The sequence below is a fragment of the Streptomyces sp. NPDC040405 genome, from assembly GCF_055595765.1.
Genome location: NZ_JBVIVI010000009.1, coordinates 270,210 through 289,612 on the forward strand (window position 1 = coordinate 270,210; position 19,403 = coordinate 289,612).

Genomic DNA, 19,403 nt, shown 5'->3' on the forward strand with positions numbered 1-19,403 from the left:
AGCGTTACAGGCGACGCGGACGTGGATCCACAATGGCGAGGAGACGAGGACATGGCACTAGCCGATGACGTCACAAATGCGATGCATGTGCTCGAACTGCTGGCGCCGCATCCCGAAGGCCGACGCGTCACGGAGATCGCCGAGCGCCTGGGCATCAACAAGGCCATCGCTCATCGCCTCCTCGCCGCCCTGGTCGATGCGGGCTATGTGAATCAGGATCCCCGCACCTCCACCTACTTCGCCACTCACAGCCTCGGCGCCCTGGGGCTCCGCCAGCTGTCCTCGTCAGCAGTGGGAACGTGGGCTCAGCGAAGCCTGGACTCGCTCGCGGCGGAGTGTGAAGAGCTCGTTCGCCTGGCGGTAGCCACCAACGACTCCTTGAAGTGGATCGCCAAAGCCCAGGGGGCGAACTCGCGTCTCCGCATCGACCCCGTCATGGGCCAGGAGGCGGTCCCCCACGCCACTGCATCCGGGAAGGCGTGGCTCGCCACTCTTTCTCCGGACCGAGTCGCGACCGTGCTGGCGCACGAGAGCCGTCTCGACGTCACCCCAAGATCCCCCCTCGATCGGTCCGCTCTCCAGGTCGAGCTCGACGAGGTTCGTCACCGCGGGTACGCCACGACGATTGAGGAGATGGACCTCGGTATCAGTGCCGTGGCGGCCGCCATCCACGGAGCCGGACCGGGCCGGGAGGCCACCGGGACGATCAGCATCGCGGGCCCCTCCGTGCGGATGACCCGAGCGCGCATGGCCGAGCTGTCGCCGCCCCTGCTCGCGGCCGCGGCTGACATCTCCCGGAGCTGGCCGAGCTATGCCTACCTCGTCGCAGACGAAGAACTCTCCGCCTAAGCGGCGTCCCATAACTGCCGGTCACAGGTGAGAGGGTCTTGACGTGTCTGGTGTGATCACGGCGTCGGAACCGTCCTGGACAGCCCCGTTCACCGGGCTGAGCCCGCGGCAGTTCGGCAAGATGATCACCGCGATGCGGCGTGAGGGCGTGGACCCGGTCCGCAAGGGCCGACCCTGGAGCCTGCCCCTGGAGGACCGGGTCCTGCTGGTCGCCGCCTACTGGCGCACCAACCTCACCCTGCGCCAACTCGCCCCGCTGTTCGGAGAGTCGAAGTCGGCTGCCGACCGCATCATCAACCACCCCGCACCCTCGCTCGCGCTCCGCCCGCGTAAGCGGTTCCGCGAGGACACCGTGCTGATCGTGGACGGAACCCTGGTCCCCACTCGCGACCACAGCGTCGCCGAGCAGTCGAAGAACTACCGGTACTCCACCAACCACCAGGTCGTCATCGACGCCGACACCCGGCTCGTCGTCGCGGTCGGCCGGCCGCTGCCCGGCAACCGCAACGACTGCGAGGCGTGGGAGCTGTCCGGTGCGAAGGACGCTCCCGGCAGGACGACCGTGATCGCGGACGGCGGCTTACCGGCGTAACCGGCCTGGTCATCCCGCACCGCCGTGAACGCGGGCAGGCCGAACTCCCTGCCTGGCAAGAGGACCACAACACCTCCCACCGCGGAATCCGCGCCCGCGTCGAGCACACCTTTGCCCGCAGGAAGAGCTGGAAGATCCTCCGCGACTGCCGCCTCAAAGGTGACGCTGTCCACCACGCCATGCTCCGTATCGCCCGCCTGCACAACCTGACCCTCGCGGCACCCCTTCAACAGGTTCAGCGACCCTCGGCCCGGGCGTTGGGATGCTCACTCGCGACCAAATGCAAAGGAAAATTCAATGACGGCCTCACATCTCGCGCCCAGCGCATCCACCCCCGACAGCGCAGATCCTGTCTCGCGTAAAAGACGGGCCCGTAACCTGCTCGCCGGGACCGTCGGGCACTTTGTCGAGTGGTACGACTGGTATGTATACGGTCTTCTCGCCGCTGTCTTCTCCGCGCAGATCTTCCCCTCGGGCTCCCAGTTCGCGTCCCTCATCGCCGGGTTCCTCACTTACGCCATCGGGTTCATCGTGCGGCCTCTGAGCGGCATCATCATCTCGCCGCTTGCCGACCGGTACGGGCGCCGACGCGTCCTGTCTCTCGCGGTCTCGGGGATGGCTCTCGGCTCGTTGATCATCGGGTTTACACCCCCGTACGCGACCATCGGCTACTTCGCGCCGATCCTGTTCGTCGTCGCCCGCATCCTCCAGGGCATCTCCGCCGGCGCCGAGGGGCAGAGCGCCATCGCGTTCATGGTGGAACACGCTCCAGCCAACCGGCGCGGACTCTTCGGCTCCTTCACCAACATGGCCAGCGGGCTGGCAACCCTCGCCGCAACGGGCGCCGCAGCCAGCGTCACCTCTGTTTTCACCGCCGACGCCCTGGCGTCTTACGGATGGAGGATCCCTTTCATCATCGGTGGTGTGATCGGCGTCGCTGGACTCATCCTCCGCGCCCGCTCGGACGAGTCTCCGGAGTTCGAAGCCAGCACGCTCGTCGAGCAGAAGTCCGCACCCGCGAAGCTCCTCCAGCTGCTCCGCGAGCACCCCAAGGCGATCCTGCAGACTGCTGCCCTTTCCGCTCCCGCCGTGGCCTACTACACCTGGGCGACGTTCCTGCCCACCTACGCCAACCTCACCTCGGGCCGAGACCTGTCCTCCACCCTTGCCGGCAGCACGATCGGCCTGGCCCTGCTGGTTGTCGTCGTCCCCACCAGCGGCTACCTCTCCGACCGTCTCGGTCGCCGGAAGATCTTCCCCATCATCGGCGCCATCGGAATGATCGTCCTGTTCTATCCGCTCCTTCTCCTCCTGCAGGCGCCCGGCTTCGGTGTCTACGTCATCGTCGCCGCCTCCGGATGGGTTGTCCTCGGAATCTGGCAAGCCGTCTACCCCACCATCCAGGCCGAGCTGTTCCCCGCCTCGGTCCGCGTCTCCGGAATCGGATTCGCCCATCAGATCGTCATCGCCCTCTTCGGCGGCACCGCACCCCTCATCGCGGCCGCGTTCGTCGGCGCCGGACGGCCCATGTACGTGGCGATCTACATGATCGCCATCGTCGCCCTGTGCCTCATCGTCTACTTCACGCTCCCGGAGACTGGCAGCCGTGCCCCGCGGGAGATCGTTTCCGCGAACGACACCATCGCCGTCGTCATGAGCGAGAACTCGTCCACTGCTGCCAGTTCAGCTCCTGAGCAGTACAAGGACTCCCGGTCGTAACCGCCCCTGCTCCCGAGCGCGCGATGGGGGCACCTCAAAGATCGAACGGAAATTCATATGATCATCAACACTTTTTCGTATCTTTGGTCGACAACGGCGATCGATGCGATATCCGAGTTGGTCCAGAATGGATACAATACCTTCGAGGTTCCCATCAGCTCTCCACATTGCTGGCCGGAAGAGATCTCCAGCTCCGAACATTCGGCAATCCTGGCGACGCTCAACGAGAACGGCGCCAAGATCCGATCCCTGAATGCCGGCGGATACGACATCAATCTGGCCAGTCCTGGTGCCAGCATGCGCCGGAAGAGCATCGAGCACATCAGGTCGGTGATCGATCTTGCGGTAGCTTGGGATGTCCCGGAAATTGTGATCTCACCCGGCACGCGGCGTCCCATGATCTCCCCCTCACTCGAAAATGTCCACGGTTGGATGCACGAAAGCCTGGAAGAGCTGGTCCCGCTGGCCAAGCGGGCGGGAAAACGACTCCTCTTCGAGAACACCCCCTACTGCTTTGCGCCGACAATTGGAGAACTGGCAGATATCGTCGGCACGGTCAATGATGATGCACTGAAAATCGTGTACGACGTCGCGAACGCTGCCTACATCGGGGAGGATCCCGTCTCGAGTCTGCGCTCCCACCACGGATCGGTTGCACTCATGCATATCTCCGACACGGGTACGGAAACGTGGGGCCACGACCCTATCGGCACTGGGGTGATCGACTGGAACGGGCTGGGTAAAGCAGTCCAAGAAACAATCGGGGTAGACAACGTCGTACTTGAAGTCATCCGCGAAGAGAACACCCTTGAAGAATTCGCGAAGGCGATGCGTGACCTCAGCGAAGAGGGTTGGAATCTCGGAGAGTGATTTCAGCGCCTCGGGGTTCAGAGTGACTCCGAGGGTCATCGAACAGTAAGGTGACAGTTCTCGATCACTGGTGTGAGTCGAAGTGCTTCGAAACGCATCAGATACAGCTGTCACGACTTGTGCGGCCTGCCGAGTATGCCCGCTGGAAATATACAAGGAGAGTGTGCAATGAGAGCTCTGGTCAGTGGCGGAAGCAGCGGCATCGGCGCGGCTGCAAGCCTGAGGCTCGCAGAGGCAGCGCTTGCCCGTGGCGAACAGCCGATGATCGCGGTATCCGGCCTTACTGCGAACGCGCGACAAGACGAGGTCGTCCGATCGATCCAGTCGATGGGCGGCAAAGCCATTGCATTGACAGGAGATCTGGGTGATCCCGACGTGCCCGGTCGGCTGGTAACCGCTGTGGTCGACGAGTTCGGCGGCTTGGATGCGCTGGTGGCAAATGCCGGAATCGCCAACCCTGGCGCACTCAAGGATCTCTCCCTCGAGGACTGGGACGACATGTTCTCCGTCAACCTCCGCGGGGCGTGGCTACTCGCCAAAGCAAGTTACCAGCACCTGAAGGATAGCCGCGGGTCCGCCTGTTTCACCTCTTCAATGTCGGGCCAGCTCCCACATGCCGGATCGGGTGCTTACAGTCCGACCAAGGCTGCGCTCACGCTGTTGGCTCAGACACTCGCACTGGAATGGGCACCTGACGGAATCCGCGTGAACGTGGTGTCCCCGGGCATGACTCGGACGCAGATGACTGAACAAATGTATCTCGATCCCGAAGTCAAGAAGGCAAGGGAAAAAATCATCCCGTTGTCGAAAATTGGCGACCCGATGGATATCGCGAACGTGATCGAGTTTCTTGTCAGCCCGCTGGCAGGATATGTCACCGGCCAAGATGTCTGCGTCGACGGGGGTTTCTCCAAGTCCATTCTCAGCCACATTCCCGGTCGGCCCAGCTCCAAGTCCTGACGGGAACTGTTCAACCGATTTCACCTGGGACCGCGTGCCGGTGCAGCGTCGGATCTGCGAACGCATGCTGCCGCTCATCGCCCCGGCGGCCTGGGTGATCGACGACGTGTCGGTGCCCAAGGACGGAAGAATGTCGGTCGCCGTGGCCCCGCGGTACTGCGGGGCCCTGGGCAAGCGCGCCAACTGCCAGGTTGCGCCCCGCCGGCAAGACCGTCGAGCGTCCGATCAAGGCCACTGCTTCGTCCGAGCAGGACTGGTGGGACGGGGTCCTGCCCGACTGCTGGCTGCTGGCTGGTGGCTGGTGGCTGGTGGCTGGTGGCTGCGCCTAACGAAGTCCTACTAGGCCGTGTCTGACAAATGATCTCTGCGAAGCTTCGTTGTCCGAGGCTGAAGGAGGGGTCATGGGGATTGAGCTGGAACTGCACTCGGGGCGACCCACGCGGAAGGGTTCGTCCCGAGACACCTTGCTGCGAGGGTCCTACGATCACGGTGAAGCGCTGGCGAGGGTGCTGAGCACCCTCGACCGGCGTGGCTCGGGCAAGCTCGGTTGGGTGGATCCGTATGGCGACACGCTGTTCAACGAACAGGAAGCTCAAGCCGCCCGCCAGGAAATCGCCTCCCTGACACAACGGTGCACTGACGACCTGCAGAAAGCGGCGCTCCTCGACCTTGCCGAGCTCCTTGAAGCGTGTGGGGGGACGCCAGGCAGCTACTTGTGGTTCATGGGTGACTAACCATGCTTGATCATTGATCTTGTAGTTGGCCGGGGCGAGTTGACGGATATGGCGTGGGAGCGGACAGTGCCGCTGTTGCCGCGCGTTGATGGTCGTAGGCGGCCATGGCGGGATCACCGTCAGGTGGTCAAATGGGAGGCGAGGATCTCCTCAAGAACGAACGACTCATCCGTTGGCAGGCCATCGCCATCGCGAACCGCTCCGGCGCAGACGACCAGGGCCTTCCAGAGCGCCCAGGCCCGTCCACGCTCCCAGGTCGCCTCGTCCACGCCTAGCCGGTCACGGAACGCGGCGCGGCTCTTGCCGGTCAGCATCGTCCAGGCGATCGACAGATCGCAGGCCGGGTCTCCGACTCCGCAGGTGCCGAAGTCGATAACGGCCGCGAGCGCGCCGTCCTTCACCAGAAGGTTCCCCGAGGCCATGTCACCGTGGAACCAGACTGGCTTACCGTCCCACGAGGCTCGCAACGCCCGTCCCCAGATCTCCTCGGCGATCTCGGTCCGGATCAGACCGTCCAACGTCTCCAGAGCTGCCCGGGCCCACCGGTCGTAGGTCGTCAGTGGCCCGCCTCGGAACCAATTGTGCAGTCCCGGACCCGGTCCGCCTGTCGGGTCGATCCGCTGCAGGGACACGAGGAACTCCGCAAGGTGAATGGCGAAGGCCGTCATGTCCTCGACGACGGCACGGGCCGCAGGCTCGCCACCGATCCACCGATATACCGACCAGTTGTGCGGGAAGCCCTCATCAGGCACGCCTTCGGCCAGCGGAACCGGGATCTCCAACGGCAACGCGGCGGCGAGCACCGGCAGCCACCGGTGCTCCTTCCCAACCGCCAGCGCGTACTCCTCGGCAGTCGGTAGCCGCACAAGCATCTCGTCACCGAGGCGAAAGGTGCAGTTGTCCCAACCTTGCGCATCGACCGGCCGGACCTCAAGGTCGGACCACTGCGGGAACTGCGCGGCGATCAACCTGCCCGCCACCGCGGCGTCGACTGGTTTCCGGTCCGGCAACGGCAGAACCTCGGGCGTCCCGTTCATCGGAGGCGACCGTACGGCGCCCCATCGGATCACCGCAATCGATTTCCGATCGCACGAACTCAATCGGTTCGATCCAGGGCATCCGGGAGACCGCGCGCTGGTGCGCCAGGCCGTGCAGGCAGACCCAGAGGGTGACCGCGTCCGTCTGCGGGTCGGTGGTTGCCGATTGCTCTGCCTGGCATCCACACCCGGCTGGAGCGCCGTGGACTGCTGCCCGCCGAGCACCTGGTCGACGGCGGCTACACCTCGCTGGTCCATCTGGAGCAGGCAGCCCGGGAACACCAGGTCACGATCACCGGGCCACTGCCGGTCAACTTTTGCTTCAACGTGCGACGGCGCGCCGGCCAGGGGAACGGGCGCTTCCTCAGTCCTCGCCCACCACGGTCAGGTCGTCGCCCAGGGCTGCGGCGATTTCGGCGGCCCGGGAGTGATCGTCCAATCGGCGCGTCAGGTAGGCGCAGGCGTGGTGGTGCCGGAGTGACCACCAGGCGGCGGAGCCGCCGATCCCACCTTTGGCGATCTTGCCCTTGTCGCGCACGAAACCCAGCGTCCAGGTGATTTCGGTGCCGAAAACCTCGTCGTAGTCGGTGATTTGGGAGGCAAGGAGCTCAGTGTGCAGCTGTGGGCCCAGCAGTTCACGTACGGGCCCATCCTGGCGGGTGAGATGGGAGAAGAACGCAGCCATAGCCGTCGCGGTCGTGTGCAGGTTGACCGCTCCGAAGACCGACTGCCGCCAGGCCCGGGAGTTGGCACGCTCCGTGTCCAGGGCCCCGGCGGGGATCTGAAGCCACGGCGCCGCGTGGAGCTGCCGCGGCCAGTTCGGGTCCGCGTACTCCAGGTCGGCGACGCGATCCAGTGCGTGATCCGGAACGCCGAACCAAGCGTCGAGATCCAGCGCGGGCCGCACCACGTCGTTGAATATCTCCTCCAGCGTTGCCCCCGCGCCCGCGCGCAGGATGCCATCGACGAGGTGGCCGTAGGTCAGCGCGTGCTCCCCGAGTGATGTCCCGGGAGCGTACTCCGGCGCCGCCTGCGCCAGGCTCGCCCGCAGCCCGCTGTCATCCAGCAGGTCGAGATCCGCGGCTTCGGGCCCGAAGCGCGGCTGCCCCGCCCGGTGTGTGAGCACGTGGCGGAGAGTGGTCCGTTCCTTGCCCCGGGCCCCGTATGCGGTCCAGTACCCGGCGATCGGCTCGTCCAGTGCCAGCGCACCGTCGCGAACCGCCACAAGGGCGGCGAGCGTGACGAGCGACTTCGACAGCGAGTACGGCTGGACCAGCGTGTCGCCACGCCAGGGACGACTCCGCCTGGCGTCAGCCCATCCCGCGTTCAGCCGGACGACCTCGCGGCCCTCCCGCCAGACCGATACGCCCGCCCCTGTTTCCTGGCCGTTGTCCACCAGCCGCTGGAAGACCTGACGCACCGCGTCATACCCGTCCTCGGCGAAACCCTCAACGTTCATCGCACCCGCCTCTACGTCCGATCAGATAGCCGCCAGCCGAGTAACTCGGACAACTCGCTCTTCTTCTCAGGGATGGAGTCCCGGAACCCAGGAGGATACCCCCTAGGGGTATCCAAGATAAGGGTTGAGGCAAGAGGAAACACCTGGCCGTTTCTGGATCGCCACGGGACTACAGGTGCTTTGCGGCAATGCCAGCCGATGAAGCATCCGCAGCCATTACATACCCCTAGGGGGTATAATCGCAACCCTTCCAGAAGGGCGGCAGACGCGCGAACTCGACGCCCCGCCCGCGACTTACCCATGCAGCGTGAGTTCACCGGCCTCGCCGGGGGTCAGACCACCGCCCAGCGTGACCTCGTAACCGGCAACCTTGACCGTGGTGTTGTGTGGGGGCAGGTGCGTTGGCTCGTACGCCCCGGATACGGCGAGGTCGGCGCCGAGCGTCAGCGCCTCTCCCCCGTGGGCTTGAAGTCGGCGAAAACGCGGTAGCCGCCGGCCTTGGGCAGGTCCACGGGAGTGGACCAAGTACCTTCGGCCGCACGGGTCGGGTGCAGATGGCGGTACTCGGCCAGCGCTAGACCGTAGAACACCCAGGCGGTATGCAGACAGGGTGAGCGGGCCAGGCGGCGGGCACCTTGCCTCCGCCTCTCCGGCCACTGAGCAGGGCACAGCAGAGGGATGAACGCGGACGTCAACGACGCTCCCTCCCGGGCTCGCGTGGCGACCAGGCTTCCAGCGCAGAGCTTGGACCGGGCGCGACGCCTCCGGAACGCGCTCGGTGTCGCGTATCCGACGGTGTGTGCGACTCGGGATGCCGGTGTGCGGTCTCAGGACTTCTCTGACGGTTTCTCGCCAGGAGACCGGTGATCGCCTTGCGGTCTATCTTCGACCAGTTCGCCGGCGGCGAGGGATGGCTGTGCCACTGCGAGCCCTGGGCAGGGCGGCGGGTGCGGGCTCGGGACCGGCCGGACGGCGCCGACTCGCGGTCCCCTGCGGCGGCACAACCGGCGGTTCGACGACTTCGATGGGCAACTCCGTTTCAGCGACCGCCTGCTCAGGATGCCCCTCACCGTCGCGGACGGGAGCACGGGGGCGGAACAGGCAAAATCATCCAACCCACGGCCCCACTGCACAGGTTAATGATCAAGTTAGAGCCGCAGCGTGAACGTCACGCCGCTATACGGGTCCTAGGCCTCCTCGGCGACGGAGCCGGGCACACGTGGTGTGGGCTCGGTGTGCGTTTGCGCGGCGGCCTCGAGGATGGCGCCGATCGCTTCAGGTTTCATTGCCGACAGGCCCTCGAAGTTGGTGCTCGTGCGCAGGGCGATGACGCCGATCAAGCAGGAGATCAGGACCTCGGCCCGGCCGACCGGATCGTCGGCACCCTCGGCCGCGAGTCGGTTGGCGAGCGGAGATATCAGGCGGGTGCGCGCTTCGTCTGCCGCGGCGGTACGCGCTTCGGGGACGTCGCTCCGGGAGAGGAGAGCCTGGACGAGAGGGCCCGGCGCGCCTCTGCGGTCGGCTCGGTGCAGCGCCTCCACGGTGAAGGCCCCCAGGTCGAGCGTCTCGGGCGACACGTTCACGTTCCGGCTGTCCTCGTCCACCACCGCCCGGTACAAGGCAGCCTTGCTGCCGAAATACCGCGCGATCAGGGAGGCGTCGACACCGGCGTGCTCTCCTATGTCCCGAACCGTCACCGTGTCATATCCATGGCGGGCGAACAGGTCGCGGGCGGCGCCGAGCAGCGCGGCCCGCGTGGCGTCCGAATCACGTTTTCTGCCGCGCGCGTGTTCCGTCTTCAAGCCCATGAGTCGTCCTTTCCGGCTCAGGTCCTTCATCGGCCGGAGCCGCGGCGGACGATACCCCACCCGGGCCACGCCGGTCGTGTGTCCGCGCCCGGACGCCGCACCCACCCGCCGCTATCCCGCCATGGGATACATCGACCCGCGCCGCCCCTCCGGCGACGCCAGCCATTCCAGCTTATCCGCGGTGTCCGCCTCGTTCTGCGGCGTGTGCAGCACGATCGACAGATCCGGCCGCGCCGGCAGCCTCATCGTGTCCCGCCGCTCCCACAGCTCGGCGAACTCCCCACTCGACGGCTTCAGTTCGGCCGCCACCGCCTGGAACCCCTCGTCGTCCGGGCTGGCCAAGCAGGCGGCCCGGAACTGCGCGACGACCGTTGAACAGCACGGAGTTGAGATGGCGGCGCTCGGCGTATCTCAGCCGCAGGACGCGGGCGACGGCCTCAGCGCCGGACAGCTCTGATGCGGAAACGGTCGGCTTCCTCGAGGCGTAGCAGCCCGAAGAATGATCGTTAAGGCCCTCACCGCAAGATACTCGCGGACGCCCGGCAAAAACGCGGCACCGTGGTACGGCCGCGTGCCCGCCGCAACCACCGCTTACCTCAGAACTTCGCAGGCGCCAGATTCGGTGCCAGCGTGTCCGGGTTGATGGTGGACACCCAAGCGATCGGCCGAGGTACGACGCCCGAGGTCAGCAGCTTGCAGAAAGGGTTACGGCCGACAGTCTCAGGATCAAAGCCGATACGTATGCGGCCAGTATCCGCGGCCGATCGGGCCGACGGGGGGGATCGACTCACGCCACCATCATGAGCAGCATCGCGGACATGGTTCCGCCCATACCGATGTGAGCGGCCAGTGCCGCGTCCGGCGCCGCGCCGACCCTGCGCCGACGGCCGTGGCTTCCCCGCTCCACCGTACGGGCCTTGTTCCACACCGAGATGGTCAGCGATACGAGGAACACCACCACTGTGTCCGGCATGGCGAGCAGCCAGCGCCCCCAGGTACGGCTTCGGCCGCTGTCACGGTCGGCGGGCAGGTTCTCCCTGTTGGTCCCCCGGACCCGGGCCCAGACGGAGGCGCAGATGGACAACAGGAAGTACACCGCGAGCACCGCGATCACGTAACGCCAGAAGGAGCCCGAAGATGACGCTGTGGTGGAGTCGGCCGCGGCGGCCATGCCCGGCGTGTTCATCCCGTGCGTCCCTCCCATGCCCTGCATCCCCTCCATGCCGTCCATGCCCTGCGCCGAGTCCATCCCGGGCATGTTCTCCATGCCCGGCATCCCGGCCATGGATGAGCCGCCCAGTGCCAGTACCGGCCCGGAGGGCGTAGTCGTCATGGCGAGTGTCATGATCACCATGCCGGCGCTGCCGACGATGAGGTGCCCCCACTGGCGGCCGTGGCTCCAGCCGCTCGCACGCGTGCGCTTGACGGCCATCATCACGCCGCCGAGTCCCAGGAGGGCGAATGTCGTTGCCCACCACATGCCGTGACCGGCGTACCACGCTGTCGTCGAGGGCAACGCCATGGCAGCCATGCATGCGCCCATCAGCGCATCGCCCCCCGCAGCGAAGCGGGCCTCCCCCTCGGTGGTCATCACGCGGACCAAGCTGACGGCGGCCACCAGCGCGGCGACCGCCGCTACGGACCAACTCAGAGTCTCCATCGCTGCTTTCCCTCTCCGTCCAAGTGCGGTCTCGGCGCCTCGTGCGGCATCGGCTGCTGAGCCCCTGAGTACGTAGGAGCTTAGGAGAGCGTTCAGTATTACCCCTACCGGGTATATTGGCGGAGTCGCCCACCGGGAGCAGGGATGGAAGCCATGACGACAGCCGGGTCCCGGCGGGACCGCGCCCGCGGTGGCGCGGTCCGCTGGATGCGGGGCGCAGCTGTCGCACTGCTCGCCGTGCTCGCCGTGGTCGTCCACCACGAGATCCCATCCTCGGTGCGTGCGACCGCCATGACCGGGATGGCGCGCATGGCCCACGCGCCCTCGGCGACGATGTCCGCGGACGGGGGTGGGCACAACAGCACCGCACAGGCTTCCGCCCCGGCCGCGCACAGTGACGGTGGGTTCTGTTCGGGCATGGCCATGCAGCACTGCTCGACCGCCGGCGTCGACGCCGTGAAGTTCATGCCACCGAGCGAGCCCTGGGGCGGCCGCGTGGGCGATGCACACGCCACCCCGACGGGTCGCTTCGTTCCCGGCACGGTGAGCCGGGCGCCGCCCGACCTTTCCGTTCTCTCTCGATTGCTCCTTTAGGCCGCCTCCACGGCATCTCCGCGTCCGTGTACGCGGTCAGCCGTGCCCTCGTGCGACCGAACAGAAGGCACATCGAGAAGAGGACACCACCATCGTGAACAGCATCAACCGACGCTCCGTCCTGCTGGCCGGGCTCGGCGTCGCGGGCGCGGGCGCGCTCGCCGCCTGCGGTAGCTCCGGCGGCGACGCCGGAGCCACCGCCCTGGTCAAGCCGTCCGACCCGGCCGTGGCCGCCACCGAGAAGAAGCGCGCCAGTACCGGCAAGGTGCACAAGCTGACCCTGACCGCCGCGCCCGCCATGCTGGAGCTCGGCGGTGGCGTCATGGCCAAGAGCTGGGCCTTCGGCGGGCAGGCTCCCGGCAAGGGGATCCGGGTGTCGGCCGGTGACACCGTGGCCGCCGAGCTCTCCAACCAACTGCCGCACAAGACGGCCACGTCCATCCACTGGCACGGCCTCGCGCTGCGCAACGACATGGACGGCGTTCCCCCGGCCACCCAGACCGCCGTACGGGCCGGATCCACCTTCGCCTACCGCTTCATCGCCGAGACCCCCGGCACGTACTTCTTCCACCCACACGTCGGTGTCCAGCTCGACCGCGGGCTTTACGCGCCGCTGATCGTGGAGGACCCGAAGGAGCCGCTGTCCTACGACGACGAATGGGTCGTCGTCCTGGACGACTGGGTCGACGGCGTCACCGGCACACCCGACGAGGTCTTCGCCGAACTGAGGCGGGGCATGGGCGGGATGGACATGGGTGGCCACGGCACGGGCGGCCATGACATGGGTGACATGAGCGGGATGGACATGAGCGGAGACAAGGGCGGGGAGGACACCTCACCGTCCGCCTCCGCCTCCGCCTCCGGCGACGGCATGTCGATGAAGTTCATGCTGATGGGCGCCGACAGCGATCTGCTCGGCGGGGACGCCGGCGACGTGAAGTACCCGTACCACCTGATCAACGGCCGTGTCCCGGCCGACCCGCACGTCCATACCGGCAGGCCCGGCAAGCGGGTCCGCCTGCGGATCATCAACGCGGGTGGCGACACCGCCTACCGCGTCGCGCTCGGCGGCCACAAGATGACCATCACCCACACCGACGGCTTTCCCGTCGAGCACCGGCAGGCCGACGCCGTGCTGATCGGCATGGGCGAGCGCTACGACGTGCTGGTCACGCTCGCCGACGGCGTCTTCCCGCTCGTCGCGCTCGCCGAGGGGAAGAACACCACCGGCATGGCCCTGGTCCGTACCGGCTCCGGCAGGGCCCCGGAAGCCACCGTCCGCCCGAGGGAACTGGACGGCACGATCGCGACCGCCTCCCAGCTCCGCGCGGCGGATGACGTCCGGCTGCCGTCGAAGAAGGTCGACCGGGTGCACCGCGTCGACCTGACCGGTGGCATGACGAAGTACAACTGGGCCATCAACGGCAAGCCGTTCGACATGAGCGATCCGACGGCCGCGCCCCTCGTGATCGAGGAAGGTCAGCGCGTCCGGCTCGACTTCGTGAACCGCACGAGCATGTGGCACCCGATGCATCTGCACGGCCACACGTACCAGCTCGGGAGCTCCGGACCCCGCAAGGACACCACGATCGTGCTGCCGAAGAAGAAGCTGTCCGTGGTCTTCGACGCCGACAACCCCGGCCGATGGATGCTTCACTGCCACAACGCCTACCACGGGGAGGCCGGGATGATGGCGCTGGTCGCCTATCAAGCCTGATGGCTCCAGGGCTCCCGCCGCGGTGGACTCCACCATGTGGCGGGAGCCCACGGTGCGTCAGGTCTTCCAGCGGCCAGAGCGGGTCTTCACCGCGCTGCTGGCCCACGCCGATGCCGAGTCGGCCCCGCGTCCACGGGGTGCCTCTATGTCTTTGGTCAAGCGAGGCGTGGGGTTCGGGGTTCGTAGAAGGTGCCGTCGCGGAGCATGGCGAACAGGACGCTGATGCGGTGTCGGGCGAGGCGGAGGAGGGCTTGGGTGTGGGTCTTTCCGCGGGCTCGGCAGCGGTCGTAGTAGGTGCGGGAGGCGGGGTCGTGCAGGGCGGCGAACGCGGACAGGAACATCGCGCGTTTGAGCTGCCGGTTGCCGCCTCTGGGTGCGTGTTCGCCGTGGATGGAGGTCCCGGAGGACTTGGTTGTCGGGGCGAGGCCGGCGTAGGAGGCGAGGTGGGCGGCGGTGGGGAAGCTGGTGCCGTCGCCGACGGTGACCAGCAAGGTTGCGGCGGTCCTGGCCGCGACCCCCGGCATCGAGGTCAGGACTTCCAGGACATGGTGGCCCGTGCCGCGAACCTGCCCCAGACCAGTCTCTTCTTCCAGCGGCTCACCCTGCGGCTGAGGATGTTCATCGCGGTCCTGGGGCTGGGCTTCGCCGACACGGCCGCCGACCTCATCGCCCGCGAGAACGCCCGGATCTTCGAGGCGATCCGAGCCGGTGACGGGGCCGAGGCGGCCCGTCTGTGGCGTATCAAGGTCGAACACAGCGTCCGCTTCATGGCTACGCAACTGCCTGACAGCACCTTCGACCCCAACCTCTGGGCCACCATCGCGGGCAAGCCGGAACGCCGCGCCGATGATCCCCGCAAGACCAGAAGCGTCTGACCGCCGCGGTGGTCAGAGGCTGTTGAGGAGTGCTAGCCGCTCGGCGCTGGTGGAGCCCTGGTCGGCGTAGTAGACGACGATCAGCTGGCGGGCTTGCGGGCGCACCATCTTCTCGTAGCGCAGGTCGAGTTCGCCGACGAGCGGGTGGTTCAGCCGGGTGAGGCCGGTGTCGCGGCGGCGGACGTCGCGGCGGGTCCACAGCGTGCGGAACCGCTCGCTGACGACGGTGAGTTCGCCGATGGTCTCCAGCAGCTCCGGGTCGGCGCCGTCGACGTCGATCATGGCGCGCAGACCGGAGACGGCCTTGGCGGTGATGTCGTCCCACTGCGGGTAGAGGCCGCGCATCTCGGGTTCGAGGAAGGCGGCCCGCAGCGGGTTGTGGCCGACGGCGAAGAAGGGGCACAGGAGCACGGCCTGCCGGTTGGCCGCGACCACGCGTCCGCCGGACCCCTGGACGTATGCGGGGGTGTCCGGCCAGCTGTCCAGGAGCGGTTGGAGATCGCCCTGGTTCGTACGGGCGCGGTGGCGTGGCCTGCGGGCGGGTGGGGCGGGGTGGGCGAGGCGGTGCAGGTAGGCGAGCGCGTCCTCATCGAGCTGGAGCGCGCCCGCCAGCGCGGCCAGGATCTGGTCGGAGGGGTTGAGGTTACGGCCCTGTTCCAGGCGCAGGTAGTACTCGGGGCTGATTCCGGCGAGCTGGGCGACCTCCTCCCGTCGCAGTCCGGGTACGCGGCGCCGCTCCCCGGCGGGCAGCCCGGCCTGTCGCGGGCTGATCTGTCCGCGCCGGGCCCGCAGGAACTCGCCCAGGGTGTCTGCCGTCTCGTGGCCCATGTGCTCGACGTTAGCCGCTCAGCAGCCCGAGGCGGACCAGGCTCTCGGCGGTGGCCACGACAGCGTCCTCATTGGAACGCGGTGTCCAGTCCAGCTCCTCGCGGGCCTTCGCGTGGGAGGCGCGGCGCACGACCCCCAGCTGCGGCACCGTCTCACGCAGCGGCGGGTTGACCATGGCCAGCAGGCGCAGCAGCCAGGCCGGGGCGGAACCGGTGGGGACCTTGGCGGCGGCCTCGCCCAGCCGCGCGCGCAACGCCACGGCGATGTGGTGGAAGGAGAGAGGCTCGCCCGCGAGCGCCAGATACCGCTGTCCGGCCGCCTGAGGCGCCGTCATGGCACGCAGATGCAGGTCGGCCGCGTCGCGTACGTCGACCGTGTTGGTCCAGATCGGCGGCGCGGCCCGCATCCCGCCGGTCAGCATCGTGTGGATGATACGGATCGACGCGGAGTAGTCGGGCCCGAGGACCGGCCCGAAGATCCCCACGGGGTTGACGACCGTCAGTTCCAGCCCCTTGCCCTCGCTCTCGATGAAGTCCCAGGCGGCCCGTTCGGCGACCGCCTTGGACTTGATGTACGCGGACACCCCCGGCCCGTCGGTCTTGGTCCAGTCGTCCTCGCCGAACGTCCGTCCGGTCCGCCCGTGGCCGTAGCCCACCGCCGCGAAGGAGGAGGTCAGCACCGTGCGCCGGACGCCCGCTTCCCGGGCGGCGCGAAGGACCCGCAGGGCCCCGTCCCGGGCCGGGACGATCACGTCGTCCTCGTGCCGCGGCCGCGCTCCGGGAAACGGCGAGGCAACGTGCAGGACGTAGTCGGCTCCGGCCACGGCCCGGTCCCAGCCGCGGTCGGAGGTCAGATCCGCCTCCACGTAGGAGACGCGGTCCACGTGCGGGGCTCCGGCCACGGCGAGCATCCGCTCGACGTCGGACCGCCGCGCCAGGGAGCGCACCGTGGTCGTGACGGTGTGCTCGGCGGACAGGAGCTGCGCGATCGTGTGGGAACCCAGAAACCCGGTTCCGCCCGTGACGGTTACGTGTGCCATGCCTTCATGGTCGGCGGCCGGGGCGTCGCGTTCCAGATCCCGCCGATACCAGTACTCCGGGGGACAGGCTCAGCGCACGCTGCCCCGCGACAGCTGGGCGGGTCGGGCACCCTCCGCCTTGCTCGGGGCGGACGGATAATCTGGGCCCGTCAGCAAAGATCGCAGAAGGGCGGAGAACATGGCAGACATCATGGAGACGGCGGCGCGGAAGGTCTTCGAGCGCTACGACGTCGATGGGGACGGCCTGGTCACCGCGGACGAATACCGGAAGGTCGTGGCCGAGCTGGAGGGCTCGGAGATCACCGAGTCGCAGGCCCAGGAGCTGATCGACTCGCTCGACACCAACGGCGACCGCCAGATGTCCTTCGAGGAGTTCTGGGCGGCCATGAACCGCTGACACCGTTACGTCATGCGCCGGGGCGAGGGTGGGGCGTTTGCGCCCACCGCCCCGTCGCCAGGTCCAGCGCGTCGTCCGGAAGCGGGAGTTCGGGGTGGGCGGTCAGCCGCACCCACTCCAGCAGCCCGCCGGACGGGCCGCCATGGACACGGATGACCGCGGTGAGCACCGGGGTGTCCGGGGCGATCCCGAGGTGGCGGCGGACCAGTGGCGAGGGGTTACCGGCGCGCAGCGACCGGCGGACGGCGGTGATCTCGTACCGGCCGGAGAGGATCTGGAGCATCTGCCGGGTGCGCAGTTCCTCCAGCGTGTGCCGGGCGCCGATCTCCGGTGGCTGTACGTGGTGGGAGACGAGCAGGGGCGTGCCCGCCCGCTCGTGTGACTGCACGCACTGCCACAGCCCGCTGCCGGGCGCCAGCCCGAACGCCCGGCATGCCTCGGCCGGTGCGGTCTCGATCCCCACCCGCAGCGGCCGGAAGGCATCCGGGGAGCCCTCGCTGTCGAGGACGAACCACACCGGCCCGTTGCCCGGCGGCTCCGGTGGGACGTACGGGGACGTGGCACGCCGGCCACGTCCCCGTACCACCAGCCCTTCCCGCGCGAGCCGCTCCAGCGCGCGCCGGGAGGTGATGAGGCTGACCCCGTACCGCTCGGCCAGATCACGCTCGCCGGGGAAGCCGGTGCGGCCGGCCCACAGCCCGTCCAGGATCTCCGCTGGCGCCCGTCCCCGTACCGTCGTCGGCCATCGCCTGAACGGTGGCCACCCCGCCCATGCTGGCCACGGCCGTCGCCCCACTGGCGACCATCAGCCGCTTCATGAACGCGCGCCGGTTCGTCCCCGCCCGCTGTTCCGTCATCCCAACCCCTTCGCGGTATGCCTCACGGCCGGGCCGGATGGCCCGCCGACGGAAAGGAGGCTGGGGACGCCGTATATGGGGAAGCTGGGATGTGTCTGTGGCCCGGATATCACACACCTGTAGGGGATTTCGACGGGACCCCCATCGCGGCGACCGGGCGCACACTTTGCCATCTCTTTACAACCTGCTCCCCCGCTGCCTCGTCTCTCCGCTCGATCCACACCGCAGCCCGCCGCATGGCGGGCGGACCGACGAAAGAGAGCGATTCCATGCGCCGAACCATCCTCAGCGCCGCGGCGCTCGCGTGCACCGCCGTGCTGGCGAGCAGCGGGCCCGCGTTCGCCGACCGGACTCCCCCGGCCCCGGCCCAGTCTCCGGCCACCGACGCCCGGCCCGTCCCCGAGCAGGCGACCAAGGTGCCGGCCGACGCCGTCCCGTCGCCGCGCCAGGAAGCGAGCGAGGAAGCGAGCAAGGCGCCGGACAAGGCCGCCCCGGTTCCCCGCGAGGAGTCGCGCCGGGGCCAGGTCTCCGCCGTGCCGAAGGGCGCGCCCGACACCGGTGCCACGGAGCCGTCTTCGGACTCCGGGACCGAAGGCGGGCTGATCGGCGGTGGCGCCGCGGCGGCGCTGCTGATGGGCGGCGCGACGGTCTACGTCGTACGGCGCCGCCGGGCGACCGGGGCATGACTCCGCTCTCCAGGCGCGCGTTCGCCACCGCGGCGATGGGCTCGCTGCTCGTGGGCTGCGGCGCCGACCGGACCTCCCGGGCCACGGCCGCACGCCCCACGCGTACGCCACCGCCCGGACCGGCCTCCGGCAAGGCGGCGCGCCCCCTGGGGCGTTCGGTCCCGGTCAGGCTGCGGATCCCGGCCATCGGGGTCGACACCCCGGTCATCCAGCTGGGGCTGGCGCGCGACGGCAGTGTGCGGGTGCCCCCGGTCACCGCACACGACCGGGCGGGCTGGTACCGGAATTCGCCGACTCCCGGTCAGACCGGCCCGTCGGTGATCCTCGGTCATGTCACGGCCGGCGCCTACGGGGACGGCGTCTTCCGCCACCTCACGCGGCTGCGCCGCGGCGACCGGATCACGGCGCGCCTGGAGAACGGCACGGCGGCGGAGTTCGCCGTGGACTCCGTACGGACCGTCCCCAAGGCGGATTTCCCGACGGACGACGTCTACGGGGACGTCAAACTCCCCGAGTTGCGGCTCATCACCTGCGGCGGCGCCCGCTCCGGCGACGGCTACCTCGACAACGTGATCGTCTTCGCCACGCTGAGCGCCACCGACACCTGACAGCGCTCCCGGATGACCGGTCCCGGGCCGATGGAACGTACGCCGTCGGCCCGGGCTCCTCCCTCATGAGTGCCCCCATGAGTGCCCCTACGAGTGCGACCACGACCATGGAGA

At 68.2% G+C, this 19,403-nt stretch carries 18 protein-coding genes and 5 pseudogenes; 13 read left to right on the forward strand and 10 right to left on the reverse strand.

Annotated elements, in window-relative coordinates; translation table 11 throughout:
• The first annotated feature begins 51 nt into the window (after positions 1-51).
• The 7 genes and pseudogenes from ACZ59A_RS32565 (at position 52) to ACZ59A_RS32595 (ending at position 5,724) form a co-directional block, all read left to right on the forward strand.
• A complete protein-coding gene (locus ACZ59A_RS32565; protein WP_470966165.1) occupies positions 52-849 on the forward strand; it encodes an IclR family transcriptional regulator in 798 nt (265 codons plus the stop codon).
• Positions 850-892: 43 nt separating this feature from the next.
• A pseudogene (locus ACZ59A_RS32570) lies at positions 893-1,659 on the forward strand (transposase); the annotation flags it as partial.
• Between the two features lie 79 nt (positions 1,660-1,738).
• On the forward strand, positions 1,739-3,160 hold the full coding sequence (locus ACZ59A_RS32575; protein WP_470966168.1) for an MFS transporter: 1,422 nt from the start codon (positions 1,739-1,741) through the stop codon (positions 3,158-3,160).
• Between the two features lie 57 nt (positions 3,161-3,217).
• A complete protein-coding gene (locus ACZ59A_RS32580; protein ID WP_470966170.1) occupies positions 3,218-4,030 on the forward strand; it encodes a sugar phosphate isomerase/epimerase family protein in 813 nt (270 codons plus the stop codon).
• A gap of 168 nt (positions 4,031-4,198) precedes the next feature.
• On the forward strand, positions 4,199-4,990 hold the full coding sequence (locus ACZ59A_RS32585; RefSeq protein ID WP_470966173.1) for an SDR family NAD(P)-dependent oxidoreductase: 792 nt from the start codon (positions 4,199-4,201) through the stop codon (positions 4,988-4,990).
• Positions 4,986-5,186: pseudogene (locus ACZ59A_RS32590) on the forward strand (transposase); the annotation flags it as partial. The gene ACZ59A_RS32585 and the pseudogene ACZ59A_RS32590, both read left to right, overlap by 5 nt.
• A gap of 205 nt (positions 5,187-5,391) precedes the next feature.
• Positions 5,392-5,724, forward strand: coding sequence for a hypothetical protein (locus ACZ59A_RS32595; protein ID WP_470966175.1), 333 nt, complete (start codon positions 5,392-5,394; stop codon positions 5,722-5,724).
• A gap of 119 nt (positions 5,725-5,843) precedes the next feature.
• Here ACZ59A_RS32595 and ACZ59A_RS32600 read toward each other — a convergent pair whose 3' ends face one another.
• The 6 genes and pseudogenes from ACZ59A_RS32600 to ACZ59A_RS32625 all read right to left on the reverse strand — a co-directional run bounded on the left by ACZ59A_RS32600 (position 5,844) and on the right by ACZ59A_RS32625 (position 11,688).
• A complete protein-coding gene (locus ACZ59A_RS32600; RefSeq protein ID WP_470966177.1) occupies positions 5,844-6,761 on the reverse strand; it encodes an aminoglycoside phosphotransferase family protein in 918 nt (305 codons plus the stop codon).
• 364 nt (positions 6,762-7,125) lie between these two features.
• The gene (locus ACZ59A_RS32605; protein WP_470966179.1) at positions 7,126-8,220 is read right to left on the reverse strand and encodes a serine hydrolase domain-containing protein; all 1,095 of its coding nucleotides are present in this window, start codon (positions 8,218-8,220) and stop codon (positions 7,126-7,128) included.
• Between the two features lie 303 nt (positions 8,221-8,523).
• Positions 8,524-8,792: pseudogene (locus ACZ59A_RS32610) on the reverse strand (hypothetical protein); the annotation flags it as partial.
• A gap of 615 nt (positions 8,793-9,407) precedes the next feature.
• On the reverse strand, positions 9,408-10,058 hold the full coding sequence (locus ACZ59A_RS32615; RefSeq protein ID WP_470966182.1) for a TetR/AcrR family transcriptional regulator: 651 nt from the start codon (positions 10,056-10,058) through the stop codon (positions 9,408-9,410).
• Between the two features lie 81 nt (positions 10,059-10,139).
• Positions 10,140-10,400: pseudogene (locus ACZ59A_RS32620) on the reverse strand (MmyB family transcriptional regulator); the annotation flags it as partial.
• Positions 10,401-10,815: 415 nt separating this feature from the next.
• Positions 10,816-11,688 (reverse strand): DUF5134 domain-containing protein, encoded by an 873-nt coding sequence (locus ACZ59A_RS32625; RefSeq protein WP_470966185.1) that lies wholly within the window; start codon positions 11,686-11,688, stop codon positions 10,816-10,818.
• A gap of 144 nt (positions 11,689-11,832) precedes the next feature.
• On the opposite strand from ACZ59A_RS32625, the gene ACZ59A_RS32630 reads away from it, so the two are divergent.
• Positions 11,833-12,282 (forward strand): hypothetical protein, encoded by a 450-nt coding sequence (locus tag ACZ59A_RS32630; RefSeq protein WP_470966188.1) that lies wholly within the window; start codon positions 11,833-11,835, stop codon positions 12,280-12,282.
• Between the two features lie 94 nt (positions 12,283-12,376).
• The gene (locus tag ACZ59A_RS32635) at positions 12,377-13,999 is read left to right on the forward strand and encodes a multicopper oxidase family protein (protein ID WP_470966190.1); all 1,623 of its coding nucleotides are present in this window, start codon (positions 12,377-12,379) and stop codon (positions 13,997-13,999) included.
• Positions 14,000-14,154: 155 nt separating this feature from the next.
• On the opposite strand, the pseudogene ACZ59A_RS32640 reads toward ACZ59A_RS32635, so the two are convergent.
• A pseudogene (locus ACZ59A_RS32640) lies at positions 14,155-14,550 on the reverse strand (transposase); the annotation flags it as partial.
• Between ACZ59A_RS32640 and ACZ59A_RS32645 the strand changes: the two are divergent.
• Positions 14,545-14,874 (forward strand): hypothetical protein, encoded by a 330-nt coding sequence (locus tag ACZ59A_RS32645; protein ID WP_470966559.1) that lies wholly within the window; start codon positions 14,545-14,547, stop codon positions 14,872-14,874. The pseudogene ACZ59A_RS32640 and the gene ACZ59A_RS32645 overlap by 6 nt on opposite strands.
• A gap of 12 nt (positions 14,875-14,886) precedes the next feature.
• Here the strand turns inward: ACZ59A_RS32645 and ACZ59A_RS32650 are convergent, their stop codons facing one another.
• Both ACZ59A_RS32650 and ACZ59A_RS32655 read right to left on the reverse strand, forming a co-directional pair.
• Entirely contained in the window at positions 14,887-15,702 is an 816-nt protein-coding gene (locus ACZ59A_RS32650; RefSeq protein WP_470966193.1) for a helix-turn-helix domain-containing protein, read from the reverse strand.
• Positions 15,703-15,712: 10 nt separating this feature from the next.
• Entirely contained in the window at positions 15,713-16,741 is a 1,029-nt protein-coding gene (locus ACZ59A_RS32655; RefSeq protein WP_470966196.1) for an SDR family oxidoreductase, read from the reverse strand.
• A 178-nt stretch (positions 16,742-16,919) separates the two neighbouring features.
• Here ACZ59A_RS32655 and ACZ59A_RS32660 point away from each other — a divergent pair, with 178 nt between their 5' ends.
• Entirely contained in the window at positions 16,920-17,138 is a 219-nt protein-coding gene (locus ACZ59A_RS32660) for an EF-hand domain-containing protein (RefSeq protein ID WP_470966199.1), read from the forward strand.
• Between the two features lie 10 nt (positions 17,139-17,148).
• Here ACZ59A_RS32660 and ACZ59A_RS32665 read toward each other — a convergent pair whose 3' ends face one another.
• Positions 17,149-17,934 carry a GntR family transcriptional regulator gene (locus tag ACZ59A_RS32665; protein ID WP_470966201.1) on the reverse strand — a complete coding sequence of 262 codons (786 nt, stop codon included), beginning with the start codon at positions 17,932-17,934 and terminating at the stop codon, positions 17,149-17,151.
• A gap of 330 nt (positions 17,935-18,264) precedes the next feature.
• Between ACZ59A_RS32665 and ACZ59A_RS32670 the strand changes: the two genes are divergently transcribed.
• Together ACZ59A_RS32670 and ACZ59A_RS32675 are read left to right on the forward strand one after the other, a co-directional pair.
• Positions 18,265-18,681, forward strand: a complete 417-nt coding sequence (locus tag ACZ59A_RS32670) for a sortase-dependent protein (RefSeq protein WP_470966204.1) — start codon at positions 18,265-18,267, stop codon at positions 18,679-18,681.
• Positions 18,678-19,289, forward strand: a complete 612-nt coding sequence (locus tag ACZ59A_RS32675) for a class F sortase (RefSeq protein ID WP_470966207.1) — start codon at positions 18,678-18,680, stop codon at positions 19,287-19,289. The genes ACZ59A_RS32670 and ACZ59A_RS32675 overlap by 4 nt, the downstream gene beginning before the upstream one ends.
• The last annotated feature ends 114 nt before the right edge of the window (positions 19,290-19,403 follow it).